General features: G+C 32.6%; 14 protein-coding genes. 4 read left to right on the forward strand and 10 right to left on the reverse strand.

The window, feature by feature from the left end; genetic code table 11:
• Positions 1 to 126: 126 nt before the first annotated feature.
• From BSF41_RS13690 to BSF41_RS13710, 6 genes are all read right to left on the reverse strand, one after another.
• Positions 127 to 1263, reverse strand: a complete 1137-nt coding sequence (locus BSF41_RS13690; protein ID WP_095930062.1) for an AraC family transcriptional regulator — start codon at positions 1261 to 1263, stop codon at positions 127 to 129.
• Positions 1264 to 1412: 149 nt separating this feature from the next.
• The gene (locus BSF41_RS13695) at positions 1413 to 1928 is read right to left on the reverse strand and encodes a GNAT family N-acetyltransferase (protein ID WP_095930063.1); all 516 of its coding nucleotides are present in this window, start codon (positions 1926 to 1928) and stop codon (positions 1413 to 1415) included.
• 130 nt (positions 1929 to 2058) lie between these two features.
• Positions 2059 to 2427: a hypothetical protein gene (locus BSF41_RS13700; RefSeq protein ID WP_095930064.1), complete on the reverse strand. Its 369-nt coding sequence runs from the start codon at positions 2425 to 2427 to the stop codon at positions 2059 to 2061.
• A 46-nt stretch (positions 2428 to 2473) separates the two neighbouring features.
• The gene (locus BSF41_RS23975; RefSeq protein ID WP_371611318.1) at positions 2474 to 2767 is read right to left on the reverse strand and encodes a LytR/AlgR family response regulator transcription factor; all 294 of its coding nucleotides are present in this window, start codon (positions 2765 to 2767) and stop codon (positions 2474 to 2476) included.
• Positions 2728 to 3168: a LytTR family DNA-binding domain-containing protein gene (locus BSF41_RS23980; RefSeq protein WP_253251825.1), complete on the reverse strand. Its 441-nt coding sequence runs from the start codon at positions 3166 to 3168 to the stop codon at positions 2728 to 2730. The genes BSF41_RS23975 and BSF41_RS23980 overlap by 40 nt, the downstream gene beginning before the upstream one ends.
• A complete protein-coding gene (locus BSF41_RS13710; RefSeq protein WP_253251826.1) occupies positions 3165 to 4187 on the reverse strand; it encodes a sensor histidine kinase in 1023 nt (340 codons plus the stop codon). Before BSF41_RS13710 ends, BSF41_RS23980 begins: the two co-directional genes overlap by 4 nt.
• 141 nt (positions 4188 to 4328) lie before the next feature.
• Here BSF41_RS13710 and BSF41_RS13715 point away from each other — a divergent pair, with 141 nt between their 5' ends.
• From BSF41_RS13715 to BSF41_RS13725, 3 genes are all read left to right on the forward strand, one after another.
• Positions 4329 to 6716 carry an outer membrane beta-barrel family protein gene (locus tag BSF41_RS13715; protein ID WP_095930066.1) on the forward strand — a complete coding sequence of 796 codons (2388 nt, stop codon included), beginning with the start codon at positions 4329 to 4331 and terminating at the stop codon, positions 6714 to 6716.
• A gap of 168 nt (positions 6717 to 6884) precedes the next feature.
• Positions 6885 to 7472 carry a TetR/AcrR family transcriptional regulator gene (locus tag BSF41_RS13720; RefSeq protein WP_095930067.1) on the forward strand — a complete coding sequence of 196 codons (588 nt, stop codon included), beginning with the start codon at positions 6885 to 6887 and terminating at the stop codon, positions 7470 to 7472.
• Between the two features lie 66 nt (positions 7473 to 7538).
• Positions 7539 to 8348, forward strand: a complete 810-nt coding sequence (locus BSF41_RS13725) for an SDR family NAD(P)-dependent oxidoreductase (protein ID WP_095930068.1) — start codon at positions 7539 to 7541, stop codon at positions 8346 to 8348.
• Positions 8349 to 8422: 74 nt separating this feature from the next.
• Here BSF41_RS13725 and BSF41_RS13730 read toward each other — a convergent pair whose 3' ends face one another.
• The 4 genes from BSF41_RS13730 to BSF41_RS13745 all read right to left on the reverse strand — a co-directional run bounded on the left by BSF41_RS13730 (position 8423) and on the right by BSF41_RS13745 (position 13742).
• Positions 8423 to 9154 (reverse strand): hypothetical protein, encoded by a 732-nt coding sequence (locus BSF41_RS13730; protein ID WP_141248146.1) that lies wholly within the window; start codon positions 9152 to 9154, stop codon positions 8423 to 8425.
• A gap of 341 nt (positions 9155 to 9495) precedes the next feature.
• The gene (locus BSF41_RS13735; RefSeq protein WP_253251827.1) at positions 9496 to 10590 is read right to left on the reverse strand and encodes a PepSY domain-containing protein; all 1095 of its coding nucleotides are present in this window, start codon (positions 10588 to 10590) and stop codon (positions 9496 to 9498) included.
• A gap of 56 nt (positions 10591 to 10646) precedes the next feature.
• Positions 10647 to 13028 carry a TonB-dependent receptor gene (locus BSF41_RS13740; RefSeq protein WP_095930070.1) on the reverse strand — a complete coding sequence of 794 codons (2382 nt, stop codon included), beginning with the start codon at positions 13026 to 13028 and terminating at the stop codon, positions 10647 to 10649.
• A gap of 141 nt (positions 13029 to 13169) precedes the next feature.
• Complete coding sequence (locus BSF41_RS13745) at positions 13170 to 13742, reverse strand: hypothetical protein (protein WP_095930071.1); 573 nt, start codon at positions 13740 to 13742, stop codon at positions 13170 to 13172.
• A gap of 331 nt (positions 13743 to 14073) precedes the next feature.
• Here BSF41_RS13745 and BSF41_RS13750 point away from each other — a divergent pair, with 331 nt between their 5' ends.
• Entirely contained in the window at positions 14074 to 14973 is a 900-nt protein-coding gene (locus tag BSF41_RS13750; protein ID WP_095930072.1) for a carbohydrate kinase, read from the forward strand.
• Positions 14974 to 15103: the final 130 nt, after the last annotated feature.

Here is a 15103-nt window from a genome sequence, read left to right on the forward strand (position 1 = left end):
TTTTAATAAATTTTTCGGAGATAGAATTTTGATTGATTGTCTAAAACTTTCTGCAAATATGCTTTAAAACGCTTCAATACGCGACCGATTAAAAAAAGTCGAACCCTTTTCTTGGAAAAAAATGAATTAATTCGAGTCTTTTCTAAAATCAGTCGGAGTTTTTCCGGTATATTTTTTAAAAGAAGAGCTAAACGATGATTTGGAATTGAAGCCTACCTTATAGAGAATTTCAAGAATGGTAAGCTCTTTCTCCAGAGGATCTTTTAGAATTTCTTTAGCTTTTTCAATCCTATACTCATTTACGAAATCGAAAAAGTGCTTATCCATATATAGGTTAATCAGCGCAGACAAATCTTTAACTGGCATTTTCAATTGTTCAGCCAAATCCTGGATCGTCAATGAAGAATCCAGGTAAGGTTCCTTTTCAATCATAAAATCTTTCAAGGATTCTATCTGTCTATTTTTTTCCTCATCTATTGCAGGAGGCGATTTCTGTTTCGACACAGCATCTGCAATCGGTTTAAACTGAGAATTGATGCCCCTGAAAAACTCTGGGTTATTTAACGCAGCAAACAGATACCAGCAAGTGCAGAATAAAAACGCAAACCCGTCAAGAGTTACAATCCAAGCTCTTACTTCTCCCAAACCAAAGATAAAAGTAACCAGCCACCTTAAAAGCACTATAAAATGTAAAGCATAATATAGAATTGTTACTCTATAAAGTGCATTAAGCAAAGAGATATCCGGATTCGTATAATTCTCGAGATAGACGGTTTTAGCTTTTCTAACCGCCAAAAATGAAGCGATAAAATAAACTTGAAATAAAATTTCGAAAAGAAAATAAAAAAACTGCATGACTGGCGTCTGATTCATAGCGTTTATGAAACTCACTTTTGCAGCTCTATCCTCAAAATATATCCCCGCCATCATATACAGATTGAAAGCGGCAAACGGAATGGCGTGCAGTAAATGCTTCGGTTTCAATCGAAATCCAGAAAAACAGATCGACAATACATAGAGATAAAAAGAGGCAGGAGCCAAATAGTTGATGCTCCATCGAAATGCTTCGAGATTGATGTAGTTAACAGGAAAATCACGCATCAAAAATTTCAATGCATCTGCAGCACATGCAAAAAGAAAAAAGGCAAGAAGGCAATTTGCCAATTTATATTTTGTTTTAACGGTAAACAGAAATAAGGCAAGAAACAGCACCAAAAATATTCCTATAAGTGCCGCTATTTCCAAAAAGCTGTATCTGTCCATAGTTTTTTAACTTAGGCGAAATTTAAAATTTAAATGGGAAAGTCTAAAAAAGTATGGATGATTTTATCCAAATTTTAAAAATATTTTGCTTAAAATGCTGAAAGTCTATCCGCTGAGGTTTTAAAAAAGAGACTTTTTAAATACCCCAATCATAAATGAAACTGCAATCTCTCAATCTTAAAATAAGCAAGTTCCTCCTCGTTTCTTATCAGATTGCTTAATCGTTTAAAACCAACTTTTTGCAGCACATTTTGCGATCCGGTGTTCTCGAGATCTGTTATGGCTACAACTTCATTTGTCTTTGTATTTTCAAAACTATATTGAGTCATAGCCCTGCATACTTCTGTGGCAATACCTTTTCCCCAATATGCTCTACTAAGCACATACCCAATCTCTATCTGATCTGTATTGTGTACAAAAATACGGGCAACACACATTCCGATAAAACTATTATCCAAAGTATCAAATATCGCCCAACGGCTGAGATTTTTGTTTTTATAATTTTCTTGCAGTTCGTTAAACATTTCGGCACATCTTTCTGGTGAAGTATCAGGAAGGTATTGCGTCACCTGCTTGTCTATAAAAAGATCAAAGAATGTCTGTTTTTCTTCAGGCAAAAATTCGCGGATAATTATTCTAGGGCTTTGATAAATAATATGATGCATTGGTAGTATTAAAAATAAATAAGTTAGAACCTATTTTCTAAAATTAGTAATAGAATTTTTCTTTTGTAAATATATCGAAATTTTTTAACCACGAAAAAGCATTTGCTGATTCGAGGGATCAAAACAAAAATTAAAAATAGTCCGAATCTTTCATCCAGGTTATTTGATCATCTTCATGAAATATGGGACAAAGAATTATACTTTTATCTCCTTTCTCATTGAGAATGTACCAATCTTTAGTAGTATCAACTATTAAATCAAGATATTTTTTTTCCTCTTCTGATTGAGCCAAAACCAAATCATCATCCTCAACTCCTTCACCTAATAAAATGCTATCATTTATAGAGAATTTTATATAGTCAGCCAAATGTTCATTTTCAGATGACTCAGCTAAATAATCAAATTTAAACGAAATATCTCCTGAACTTCTCATATCCCAGTTGGTTTCAACAATCGATCCAATGTTAAGGTCTCTCCAGTACAATTCGAATTTCTTCATTTCTTTTTAGTTTATTTTAATTCTTTATTTATAAAACATTCCAAACTTACACCAACCACTCACTAACCAACTTTTTATACGTCTCTCCTATTGGTAAAGCATTACCGCTTTTCATTAGAATCTGATTTCCATCAATAACCTTAATTTTATCCTTTGGAATAATATACGAACGATGAATTCGAATAAACTGATTCGGAAGTTTCTCCAAAATATCTTTCATATTCTCCAATGCCATAATTTTTTCGTCATTGGTATGGATGCGGATATAATCTCGTAATCCTTCAATATATAAAATATCGCTTAAAGCAATTTTATAGTGCTTCGGTCCGCTTTTACAAATAGAAAATCATCTCCTGCTTTTTCAGTAGTTTGAAAAGTTTCCTGCCAGCGAATGAACTTTTCTACACTTTGATAAAAACGATTGAACGTAATGGGTTTCAGCAAATAATCAATCACATGAAATTGAAAAGCTTCAAGCGCATATTGTGGATAAGCCGATGTAATGATAAAATTATATTTCTGATTGAACATCTGCATCAATTCAATTCCAGTCAATTGCGGCATCTGGATATCAATAAAAATCAAATCGACCGATTCTGTATTTAAAACTTCAATCGCTTTAAAGACATCACTGTCGGCATACAGAACATTTAACCTTGAAATTTTAGATGCGTAATCGGCAATTAATTTGACAGCAAACGGCTCGTCATCCAGAATTATGCAGTTTATTTTTTTAGTCATTTTAAATCTATTTCTAGTTCAGCCGTAAAATGGTTTTCTTCTTTGGTTATTTTTATTTGGTGTTTTTCGGGATAATGAATCTGTAAACGCTTTTGCAAATTATCCAATCCAATTCCGCCCAAACTATCTTTTTTCTGTGTTCCGATTTTATTTTTCACTTTAAAAATCAATTTTTCAGAAGAAACCTTTAGCTGAATTTCTATGGGTTCTGAGTCTGAAACTTCTCCGTGCTTTAACGCATTTTCTACCAAAGGCGACAAAATATATGGCGGAATTTCTTCATATTCATTCTTGATTTCGACATTCAAATCAACACGAACATTGTCCTGATGCCTCAATTGTTCGAGTTCAATATACGCTTTTATATAATCCACTTCATCTGAAAGTCTGATCTTTTCTTTCTGAGATTCGTACGTTGTAAAACGCATAATCTTGCTCAATTTATCAATCGCGACCAATGACTTATCTGACTGAAAATAAACCATTGAGTAAATGTTATTTAAAGTATTAAATACAAAGTGCGGATTAATCTGCGCTTTCAAAAATTTGATTTCGGTATTCTTATTTTCTTCTAGAATAAGCTTGTTATATTCTAAAAGACGAATCGAATAAATAACAAACCAAAGAAACGAACTCAAAATAATCGCCATACTGCTGTAATGCAAATTATCGAGCATATAGTTCAGAAAATTAACATCGGTATAATTTACTTTATCAAATAAAAGTTTGGTTACAATTTGCTCAAAAAAGAATCTCAAAAAAGTAAAAACCAGATACGAAACAAAAACTCCTGCAAAAAGCCTTTTCCATTTAAAAGTCTTAAAAACCGTTTTCATTACGATCAAATAATTAAAATAGAACGTAATAATAAAAACGATAAAGTAAGTGCAAAGAAAAAGATCTGGTAAAAAAAATTGTCTTCCAATAGGGTTTTTCACGAAAGTGAAATAGAAAATTAAAATCCAATAAATAAAATGAATTAGACATTCCAGTTTTTTTGTAACGGTTCCTTTATACATTCGGTATATTTTTAAAACAAAGATATACATTCAATAAAAAGCATTTTTACAGGTTTGCAGATAAATCGAAGGGGTTTGTCGATAAAAGTGGTTTTTGGGTTTTAATTCTAACAGTTTTGTCCTGTAATTAATTTTAAAACCATGAACAGAATCATTTTAGTACCAGTCTTATTTCTATTTCAAATTAACGTATTTGCCCAACAATTTTCTGTAAAAGGAAAAATCATCAATCAGAACAAAACACCGCTTGAATTTGCAACTGCCACTTTATTAAAGATCGATAAAACTTTGTACCAGCAAGCTTCAACAGATAGTTTGGGAAATTTTACATTGAAAGCAGAAAAAGGAAATTATCTCCTCATAATAGAACAATTTGGAACTGAATTTAGCAATAAGCCAATTGATATCAATCAAGATATTCATTTAGGAGAATTAGAAGTAAAAGAACAAATTCAGCTTGATGGTGTGACTGTAAAATCAAGAAAAAAATTGGTAGAGCAAAAAGTAGATCGTTTGGTTTTTAATGTCGAAAACTCTATTGTTGTAACCGGCGGAACTGCTTTGGACGCTTTAAAATCTACGCCAACCGTGAGAGTTCAGAACGAAACGATTTCTATTGTTGGAAAGGGAGAAGTCTTGGTTATGATTGATGATCGTTTAAATAAAATGACTCAGGAAGATCTTGTTGCATTTCTAAGATCGATTCCCGCAGATAACATTAAAAGTATTGAAGTAATTACAACGCCTCCTGCAAAATATGAAGCGGAAGGCAATAGTGGTTTGATCAATATTAAATTGAAAACTGCTAAAGCGAATTCGTGGACCGCTAATCTCGGAACTACCTATACACAAAGAAGTGATGCAAGCGGAAACATCAATGGATTATTTATTTATAATTACAATAAACTTTCGCTTCAAGCTTCAATCAATAAAGGAACAGAGCAATTTCGCACGACTTCAGATAACCAAATTTATTATCCTAATGAAGTTTGGAAACAAAATATTGCAACCAAATCAAAAACAGATTTATTGAGCATTGGTTTTGGTACCGATTATAAACTGACTGAAAATTGGACTTCTGGAGTAAAATATTTAGGAAGTTTTAATGACAGAAATTCAGCAAATAATCCGCTGACAACTCGTTACAATACAGCTGGAGAAATCAATTCTTATGTGTTTTCTAATGTACATGCACAGAACAAACCTCAAATGAATTCGGTTAACTGGAATAACGTTTTTAATTTAAATAATGAAGGCAAAAACATTACAGTAGATTTAGATTATTTTGACTACCAAAAAGACGATTCACGTGTGTTTTCGGGAAATGAAATGGATAATCAGAAAGGAAATATTCCTGGAACTTATTTTGCGGCAATTAATTCTAATTTAAACCAATTGAGAAATTATTCGGCAAAAATGGATGTTTCTATTCCTTATTCTTGGGCGAATATAAGCTTTGGCGGAAAAGGATTTTATACGAATACTAAAAATAATTTAACGGTTTTTGACAACGAAACAGGAACTCCAATTCTGGACACCAATTATTCTAATATATTCACGTACAAAGAGTACAACGAGGCAATCTATTTTTCTGCAAATAAAAAATTAAGCGAAAAATGGGAAACGCAAATTGGTTTAAGAACCGAAGCGACACAAACAGAAGGCTATTCTGAAAATCTAAACCAAACTAACAAAAACAATTATATCAAATTGTTTCCAACCGCTTATGTGACTTACAATGCAAATGATAACAATTCGTATTCTTTAAATTACAGCCGAAGAATCCGCAGACCCGATTTTGATTATTTGAATCCGTTTGTGATTAGAACGAGTCCGTTTTATTATTCTGAAGGAAATCCGTTTTTGAAGCCTTCTATTATAGACAATTTACAATTCTCTTATATTCGCAATCAAAAATGGGTAAATAATATCTATTTTTCTCAAGTTTCAGATTTCGGTCAAGAATTAGCGATTATTGATCCTGAAACCAATATCACGAAAAGCACGCCAATCAATTACGCTGACACTTACCAAATAGGGCTTTCAACGTATTACAATTTCAATAAATATACATGGTGGAACAGCTTTATGGGATTCAATTTAAACTATCAAAATGTAAAATCGAGAACGAATCTAATTGCTTCTGTAGATGGGTACAACGGTTATATTTACACCAATAATGATTTCACAGTAAATCAATCTAAAACTCTTTTTCTGGGTTTAAATTATGGTTTGCAATTGCCAGGACGCTATCAGGTTTTTAATATTTCGACTTTGAATATTTTAGATGTTTCGGTGAAATTTCTAGCTTTAAAAAAGAATCTTTCGATTACTTTAACCGGAGAAGATTTATTGAATGCACAAAAGCCTTTAATTTCTTATTATTCAAACGGAATTAAAAATACAATGAAAAATTATGGAGATTCAAGAGCTTTTAGAATTGCTTTAAGCTACAAATTCGGAAACCAAAGTGTAAAATCTAAAGAGAGAAACTTTGGAAATGAAGAGGAAAGGAATAGAGCGAATTAATTTTTTACAATCATTTTGATGACGATAAACAGCTTCAAATATTACTATTTTAGAGTATCTGAAGCTGTTTTTATCTATTTAAAAAACAGCTAAATAAATAAAAAAGTAAAATTTATTTGCATATATGACCAATCGGTCATATATTTGCATCGTTAAATACAACCTATCATGACAAAAGGTGAAGAAACTAGACAATTTATTATAGAAAAAGCCGCTCCTATTTTTAATACAAAAGGAATTGCAGCAACTTCTATGAGCGATATTATGGAGGCAACCAAACTGTCTAAAGGTAGTATGTATGTTCATTTTGAAAACAAAGATGTTTTAGCTTGTGCTGCCGTAGATCATAATATGAAAATACTAAGCTCTAAACTGGAAATGGCACTTAGAGAAGGAAAAAGCGCCAAAGACCAGCTTTTTGCCTATATAGAGTTTTTTAGTAATCCGATCAATCCACCGGTAATTGGCGGATGTCCTTTGCTAAACTTTGGAACCGAAGCTGACGATACCAACCCGATTGTAAAAGAAAAAGTAAACACCGCTATCAAACGTGGACAGCAGCTTTTAACCTCGATTATAGAAAAAGGAATCGCAAATAAAGAATTTGATCCTGAATGGAATGCATCTGAATTTGCCATTGCGCTTTTTGCCATGCTTGAAGGAGGCCATTTAATGTCCCGTATGTCTGGCAATAACGATAATATGAAAACAATAGAAAAAACGCTTAAAAAAATTATATCTGAAAAATTGATATAATTTTTTTCAACCTAAAAGTGACCGATTGGTCATTTTTAAAATTAATTAATTATAAAAACAAATACCATGTCAAAAACAATTTTAATTACAGGAGCTTCAAAAGGATTTGGAAGAGCTTGGGCAGAAGCTTTTTTAGCTAAAGGATACAATGTAGCAGGAACTGCTAGAAACCTTGAAACCTTAAACGATTTAAAAGAAAAATACGGAAATGCGATTTTACCTTTAAAATTGGATGTAAATAACCGTCAAGAATCACTAGAAGTGGTTCAAAAAGTAAAACAACATTTTGGAACTATCGATGTTTTGATTAATAATGCTGGTTACGCACTTACAGGCGCAGTTGAAGAAGCAAGCGAAAGCGAAGCTAGAGAACAATTTGAAACGAATTTCTTTGGGACATTATGGTTAACCCAAGCTGTTATTCCAATAATGAGAGAACAAAAAAGCGGTCATATTATTCAGGTTTCTTCTATTTTAGGATTAGCAACTTTACCAACAGGAATGGGACTTTACAGCGCTTCTAAATTTGCAATTGAAGGTTTAAGCGAAACTTTAGCATCAGAAGTAAAACAATTCGGAATCAACGTAACTTTATTAGAACCAAACGGATACGAATCTAATATCTGGCATACTGGAATTACCAGCGAAAGTTTACCTTATTATGACGAAATCAAAAAAGCTCTGGCAGAAAGAGAAAACATTTTTGGTAAAGTGCAAGCAACAGCTCCAGCAGTTGTGAATTTGGTAGAATCAGAAAATCCGCCGTTACGATTGTTGCTAGGAAAAGTAGCATTTCCATTCGTAAAACAAAGCTACGAGCAAAGATTAGAAAACTGGGAAAAATGGAATGACGTTTCGGTTGAAGCTCATGGTTAATTAATTTCCAATTTAAAATAAGAAAGGCAATCTCATACGATTGCCTTTCTTATTTTATCTGCTTTATCATCAAATCAAAAATTGCCAAACGTATTTCGATATTTATCCATCACGGTTTTGAACAAATCTTTATTGGATGGCGGCGAAAGCACAATTGCTCTCGAACCAGAATTTATAGATTCTTCGATATTATGTAAACTTTTCCCGCCAGTTGCCATTACAGGAAAATCGGGAAATTTAGCCGTAATTTCTTTTACAATTTTAGCTGTATGTGCTCCTCCAGAAACATGAAAAACATTTACTCCTGCATCGATTTTTCCTTTTAGAAAATCATAATCAGATGAAGCAACAGTTGCTACAATTGGTATCGCAATTTTTTCTCTTATTTTCTTAATGTCTTTATTTTCAAACGGAATATTTACAATAATTCCGGATGCACCTGCTTCTTCCGCATAAATTGCTATTTCTACAGATTTTTTTCCTTTAGTTGTTCCGCCTCCAACACCACATACAATAGGTTTTCCTGCAAAATCAATCAGCGTTTTGATTATTTTTGGCGATGGTGGAAAAGGATAAACCGCCAAAATAGCATCGGCATCATTGTTTTCAATAAGCGCCATATCTGTAGAGAAGAGAAATGATTTTAAGTTTTCATTTCCTAGCTGTAATCCTCGACAGTTTTTACTAATCATTTCTGGTGTAGATAGTGCTTTATTTATCGTTTTATTTCTTCTAAATAATCTATCCCAGAGAGAGATTTTCTTCTTATTTCCCCAAAATGAATCTGAAATTAAATTGATTTCCATGGTCTTGATTTTTGCATTATGACCAAATTTAGGATATTGAAATTTATTTTTTTTATAAAATAAATACGAAAAATTACATTTTGTAATGAGTTGGGGAAAATTTGTAGTGAAATAGAATCTGCCAATTCGTTTAATGGAAATCAAACAAAAACAGAATTCTTTATTTCAAAATAAAAATGCTTCACAAGCTGTTATCATTCCGTAGGAATGTTTCGTTGGTAAAAAAATGGCAACAACCTGATTCTACCGACCAGATGTTCCTACGGAACATAAGCGATTTATCGAAAAAAGCGCAAAATAGATTTATTTTGCGCTTTTATATTTTACTTGAAATGATTTTTTTATGCCCTAACCTTCTTAGCCTTCTTCTTCCCTTTCTTCCACCAAATAATAAATCCAGTTATAGGAAGAGAAGCTCCAATCAAACTAACCAAACTCCAAATTATTTTGCCAGTAAGTCCAAAGAAAACTCCTGTATGCAGATCATGATTACTTGCTTCGTAAATATCTGCAGCATTATTGTCTTTGTATAATTTCGTTCTGAGCATTTGCCCTGTTATTCCATCAAAAAAAATAGTATTTTGATTTCTTGCCCAATCATTTGGATACGTCATTCTTAATCGCAACTCTCCTGTTTTTCTTATCGAAAATGAAACTGAAGTTGCGCCAGGATATTTTGCATTAGCACTTTCGTAAATATTATTATAACGAACAGGAATTGTTGTTGAATCTATTTTTGCATTAGAAACCACTTCATCGCCTTTTCTTAATTTAGCGCCTGTAACTAAACTTACTCCTTTTTTTACCGTTTCATATTTAAAATAAGTTCCTGAAAAAGCAATTAAAAGCAAAAAAATAGAAGCGTAAAATCCGAGAACTTGATGTAAATCAAAATTGACTCTTTTAAAAGAACCGCTCCATTTTATCTTTAAAGATTGTTTAAGTAAACGCCTTTGCTTTGGAAACCATAAAATTAATCCCGTAATCAACATAACGATAAAAATCACAACTGCCCAACCTTGAATAAATTCGCCCACTTCTCCTAACAACAAAGTGCGGTGTATTTCCAGAATTGTATTCAGCCAATCTGCTCCCTGCTGATTTATTAAAGTTCCATCGTATGGATTGAAATAATAGGTCTTTTTCTTTTTTGTCGAAATTTGAACTGTGGCATTCGGTTCTGTTTTGTCAATTTTTAAAGCCGTGATTTTCTGCTTCGGTTCCAGAAGTTCGTAATTTTCAATTATAGCTTTTAAACCTATAAAGGGCTTTTCCTGAACCGGAACATGAAGATATTCTTTCTGCGAAAAGTCTCGAATTTCTTCTTCAAAAACATACAGAAAACCTGTAATGCTCACTATAAAAACAATGAGGCCCGATGCTAAACCGAGCCACAAATGTATTTGTCTAATAGTATTTTTAAAACCTTTGGTCATAATTTGCAATAAAATCCAAATGTAGATAATATGATTCTAAATGACGAATTGTAATCTTAGAATTTAAACGTAATATTTCCTGTAACTCTTGTTGGGTTTTGAGCCGCTAGACGATAAGACCAGTATTTTTCGTTGGTAAGATTGTCTACTTTTAATCCTAATCTAAATTTTGGTCGGTCATAAAACACAGAGGCATCCAAAACAGTATAAGAAGGAATAGTGAATTTAAAAGTTGTTGTATTGGTTTGATAATATTCGCTTCCGTAAATTCCTCCAAATCCAAATCCAAGACCAGAAGCAGCGCCTTCAGTCAATCTATAACTTGCCCAAAGATTGGCAGTTGTAGGCGAACCAGCAGTTGTTGGTCTTAAACCATTAATGCTCGGATTTGCTTTTGTATATTGGCTATCATTATAAGTATAACCCGCAACGATATTTAAACCTTTAATTGGGTTTGCAATAAATTCTGCTTCAAAACCTTTACTCAATTGCGTTCCGTCCTGAATCTGGAAATTGATGTGATCTGGATCATCACGCGTAACATTGGTCACTTTAATATCGTAATAGCTAAAAGTTGCACTAATTTTATTAAAGTCAAATTTAACTCCACCTTCTAATTGGTTTGCCTGATTTGGTTTGAAAGTATTTCCGTAAAAATCAGATCCGCCAACATTGTTGAATCCGTTCATGTAATTTCCGAAAACAGAAACTTTATCTTTAACCACTTGATAAACCGCTCCCAATCTAGGAGAAAATGCTGTTTGATTATAATTTCCAGCAATAGAATCGCGACTTGGATAGTACACTCCTTTATTGATATAACGGTCAGCTCTAACACCAGCCATTACCAATAATTTATCTGTAACATTCAACACATCAGAAATATACGCGCTATACGTTCTTTCGTCATTTGACACCAAATTAGTGTATGTAGCATTTGCAAATAAAGGCTCTATTTTATTGATTGTAAAATTGTTGTAAGCATCTCCAGGTTTTCTAAAGTTAAGCGCTGGCATGTTTACTGTTGCATCGTTGCGTGTCGCGCGAAGGCTGTAAAAATCTAAACCTGCCACTACTCTATTACGCAATTTGCCTATTTTAAAATCACCGTTGAAATTCTGCTGAATATCAGTTCCATAATATGGATAATCCTGATTGGTAACTTGCTGTCTAAGGGTTTCATTACTCAACATAGTCAAAGCCACAACATATCCTTCAGATGAAGATCTTGTACGAGAAACTATTGTTTGTGAAGTCCATTCTTCTGAAATTTTATACTTCAATTGAGCAAATATATTATACTGCTGACCTGTATAGTTTACTGTATTATTGGCAAAAGAAAGTTTATACGGAATTCCTAATTCTTCGATGCTGTGAGCAGTCGCATCTGCTTTTGTATAAGGTGCCAATCGTGTTGGAGATGTTCCTTTAGAAACACTAAATTCAGCATCAATTAACAAAGTCAGTCTTTCATTTACTTCATAAGAAAAACTTGGCGCGATGAAAAAACTTTTATTAAAACCAGCGTCTTGAAAACTTCTTTCGCTGTGCAGTGCCGTATTAATTCTAAAAAGAGCCGTTTTGTCTTCATTAAGAGGCGTATTAATATCAGCCGTTAAACGATTCAAATCCCAATCGCCAGCCGAATAAGAAACTTCTCCTTTAAAGAAATTAAAAGGCTTTTTGGTAACTCTATTAAACAATCCGCCAAAAGAAGAGATGGTACTTCCAAACAAAGTTGCCGATGGTCCTTTAATAACTTCAATACGCTCTAAATTAGAAGGATCAATCGTATTATAGGTAAAACTTCCAACACCATTTCTTACCAATTGAGGCGTTGCAAAACCTCTAGAAATGTTAGTTGTTCTACCTTGATTTCTCACTTCGGCAATACCAGCACCGGGAACGTTTTTAAAAGCACTGTTGTAATCTGTAATTACTTGCTCTTTCATCAATTCCTTACTCACAATAGTATAAACCTGAGGATTCTCCATGTTTTTGAGTTTCATTTTAGAAACCTCTTCACTTTCTTTTCTTGCAAATCGGTTTCCTCCCGAGCTTACAATTACCTCTTCTAATTTTTGCGAAGTGTAAGCCATTTCAAAATCAAGAGTAACTTCTGTATTATTCTGATCTACAATAACAGAAGCTGGAGAAGATTCGTAACCATTTAATTTTATTTCAACAAAATAGGTTCCGAAAGGAATATTTTTTAATTGATATGTACCATCAGAATCGGTCGTTGTAGTTTTATTTAATTCTGAAATTTTAACCGTTGCACCTTGTAAAAAATTTCCGTCTTTGAGCACAGCCTTACCAGAAATTGTACCAACAGTTGATTGAGAAAAAGCCGTTTCTGAACAGGAGAAAAGCATCAAAAAGGCAACAAACACTTGACTTAAAACATTGTTTTTAAGTGTTTTAAAAATTGTTTTCATATAAAATTTATAATTTATCCTTATTTAGACTGGTTACAAATATATAAATGAGAACTAACTTCTTAGAAAAAGATTAAAACTTTCTTAAAAAATAATTAAAATCAAACATGGAGATTTCTCACGTCTCAAAAAGATTTACGATTATAGAAGATTACCTTCCCAATCAGTCTTCTTCGGAACAAATATTTTATGCCATTTTTCTACAAAGACATTTATATTTTGCATATCAGATTGTATCAATTTTGTTAGTTTACCGACTTCGCTTTGGTAACCACTTTTAGTATAAAATTTTCCAAGTTTATGTTCTGGTAAAAAAAGCATGTAGAACAATGGCGGACCTTTATATTCATCACTTCTCAATCTCATTTTAGTCGAAATCTTATCTGGAGTTCCAAATTCTAATCCATCAAAATCTTTTAAAAGCAATAATGAGTTTAAAGTCGGACTAAGCTCATATATATTCAAATGAATTTGAATCCATTTTTCGCCATTAAGTATACTTATAGAAATTTTTTCCAAATAATTTTCTGATGATAATCTGCTAAAATCATAAGTATATCCGCGACTGCTTCGATCATATTGACCGTGCCATGAAGTTTTAAATGGAGAAAGTTCAAAACCATTTTTTAATAAAGAAGGAATTCCCGCTTCTTTGAAAATTTCATTTCTAACTTTTAGAAGCTCCTTGTCTTCAACTTTGTAAAATAATTTCATTTAAATTTTAAATAGTTTTTGAAAGTAAAATTTTATTAGCAAACTGTTATAGTACAATTATGATTCACTTTAAATTCATTACAAGTAGTTTTTATAAGATTGTAAGAAAACACCCGTTTTAGTCCCGTTTTATCCTCTATAAATTCTATTTTCATAAAAAAAAGACTACTGATTCAACAAATATAAATTAAAATTTTAGACTTTGTAAAGCGAACAGATTGTTATGATTTTTAGAATTGGGTTGCAGAAACCGTTATTCTTTTTTATTTTTATGAAATCGTGTGAAACTCTAATCACTCGATTTAATATTTACAAATAAGAGAAAACTAAAATGAGCAACGACAAAAAACTAAAAGCTGTCGCTTTCGGAGAAGTACTTTGGGATATTTTTGGCAATGAAAAAAAAATTGGTGGAGCGCCATTAAATGTAGCCCTTCGCATGAAAGCCTTAGGCGTTGATTCTAATATGATTAGCTGTGTAGGAAATGATGCAGATGGAGAGGAAATTATAAACGAAGTCAGCAAATTAGGTTTAGAAACCAACACTCTTTTACGATCTAATGATTTCCCAACAGGATTGGTAAATGTAACTTTAGACGAAAGCAAATCGGCTACTTATGAGATTCTTTATCCATCGGCTTGGGACAAAATTATCCTAAACGAAGAAACGAGAGAATTAGTCGTAAACTCAGATGTTTTAATTTATGGAAGTTTGGTCTGCAGAGATGAAGTCTCTAGAAAAGCATTAGAAGAATTACTCCACACACATACTTATAAGGTTTTTGATGTCAATCTTCGAAAACCACATTATGATTACGAAATTCTACAGCACTTAATGCAGGCAGCAAATTTCATCAAATTTAATGATGAAGAGCTAATGGAAATAAGCGCTGCATTAGATTCTCCTTACAATACTTTAGAAGAAAACATGAACTTCATCTGCTCTTTAACCAATGCTACAGCTATCTGTGTAACAAGAGGAAAAGATGGGGCTTTACTTTTATGGGATAAACATCTTTACGAAAACGAAGGTTATACCATAAAAGTTGAAGATACAGTTGGTGCAGGAGATTCATTTTTAGGAGCTTTGGTCACATCACTTTTAAATGGAAAAGAACCACAAGCAGCCTTAAACTTTGCTTGTGCGACGGGTGCTTTAGTCGCCGGATCTGCAGGTGGAAATCCCGAAATTTCAATCTTTGACATTGAAAATCTGATCAATAAAAACTAAAAGAAAAAAACTATAGCCTGATTCAAAAAATCAGGCTTTTTTTATACTTAAAACATACCGTTTCTATTAAAAACATGGGAAATATGTAAATTTAAAACGTAATTATTTCTTCCTAATCGATACAAGCGCT

Source organism: Flavobacterium sp. ACN2 (assembly GCF_002303885.1).
GTDB lineage: Bacteria > Bacteroidota > Bacteroidia > Flavobacteriales > Flavobacteriaceae > Flavobacterium.

Bases quoted from the DNA above. Each gene is read 5' to 3' on its own strand.
- BSF41_RS13730 (WP_141248146.1), bottom strand. From the start codon at position 9,154: ATGGAAATCAATTTAATTTCAGATTCATTTTGGGGAAATAAGAAGAAA.
- BSF41_RS13725 (WP_095930068.1), top strand. From the start codon at position 7,539: ATGTCAAAAACAATTTTAATTACAGGAGCTTCAAAAGGATTTGGAAGA.
- BSF41_RS13715 (WP_095930066.1), top strand. From the start codon at position 4,329: ATGAACAGAATCATTTTAGTACCAGTCTTATTTCTATTTCAAATTAAC.
- BSF41_RS13735 (WP_253251827.1), bottom strand. From the start codon at position 10,590: ATGACCAAAGGTTTTAAAAATACTATTAGACAAATACATTTGTGGCTC.
- BSF41_RS13750 (WP_095930072.1), top strand. From the start codon at position 14,074: ATGAGCAACGACAAAAAACTAAAAGCTGTCGCTTTCGGAGAAGTACTT.
- BSF41_RS13745 (WP_095930071.1), bottom strand. From the start codon at position 13,742: ATGAAATTATTTTACAAAGTTGAAGACAAGGAGCTTCTAAAAGTTAGA.
- BSF41_RS13695 (WP_095930063.1), bottom strand. From the start codon at position 1,928: ATGCATCATATTATTTATCAAAGCCCTAGAATAATTATCCGCGAATTT.
- BSF41_RS23980 (WP_253251825.1), bottom strand. From the start codon at position 3,168: ATGACTAAAAAAATAAACTGCATAATTCTGGATGACGAGCCGTTTGCT.
- BSF41_RS13720 (WP_095930067.1), top strand. From the start codon at position 6,885: ATGACAAAAGGTGAAGAAACTAGACAATTTATTATAGAAAAAGCCGCT.
- BSF41_RS13690 (WP_095930062.1), bottom strand. From the start codon at position 1,263: ATGGACAGATACAGCTTTTTGGAAATAGCGGCACTTATAGGAATATTT.
- BSF41_RS13700 (WP_095930064.1), bottom strand. From the start codon at position 2,427: ATGAAGAAATTCGAATTGTACTGGAGAGACCTTAACATTGGATCGATT.
- BSF41_RS13740 (WP_095930070.1), bottom strand. From the start codon at position 13,028: ATGAAAACAATTTTTAAAACACTTAAAAACAATGTTTTAAGTCAAGTG.
- BSF41_RS13710 (WP_253251826.1), bottom strand. From the start codon at position 4,187: ATGTATAAAGGAACCGTTACAAAAAAACTGGAATGTCTAATTCATTTT.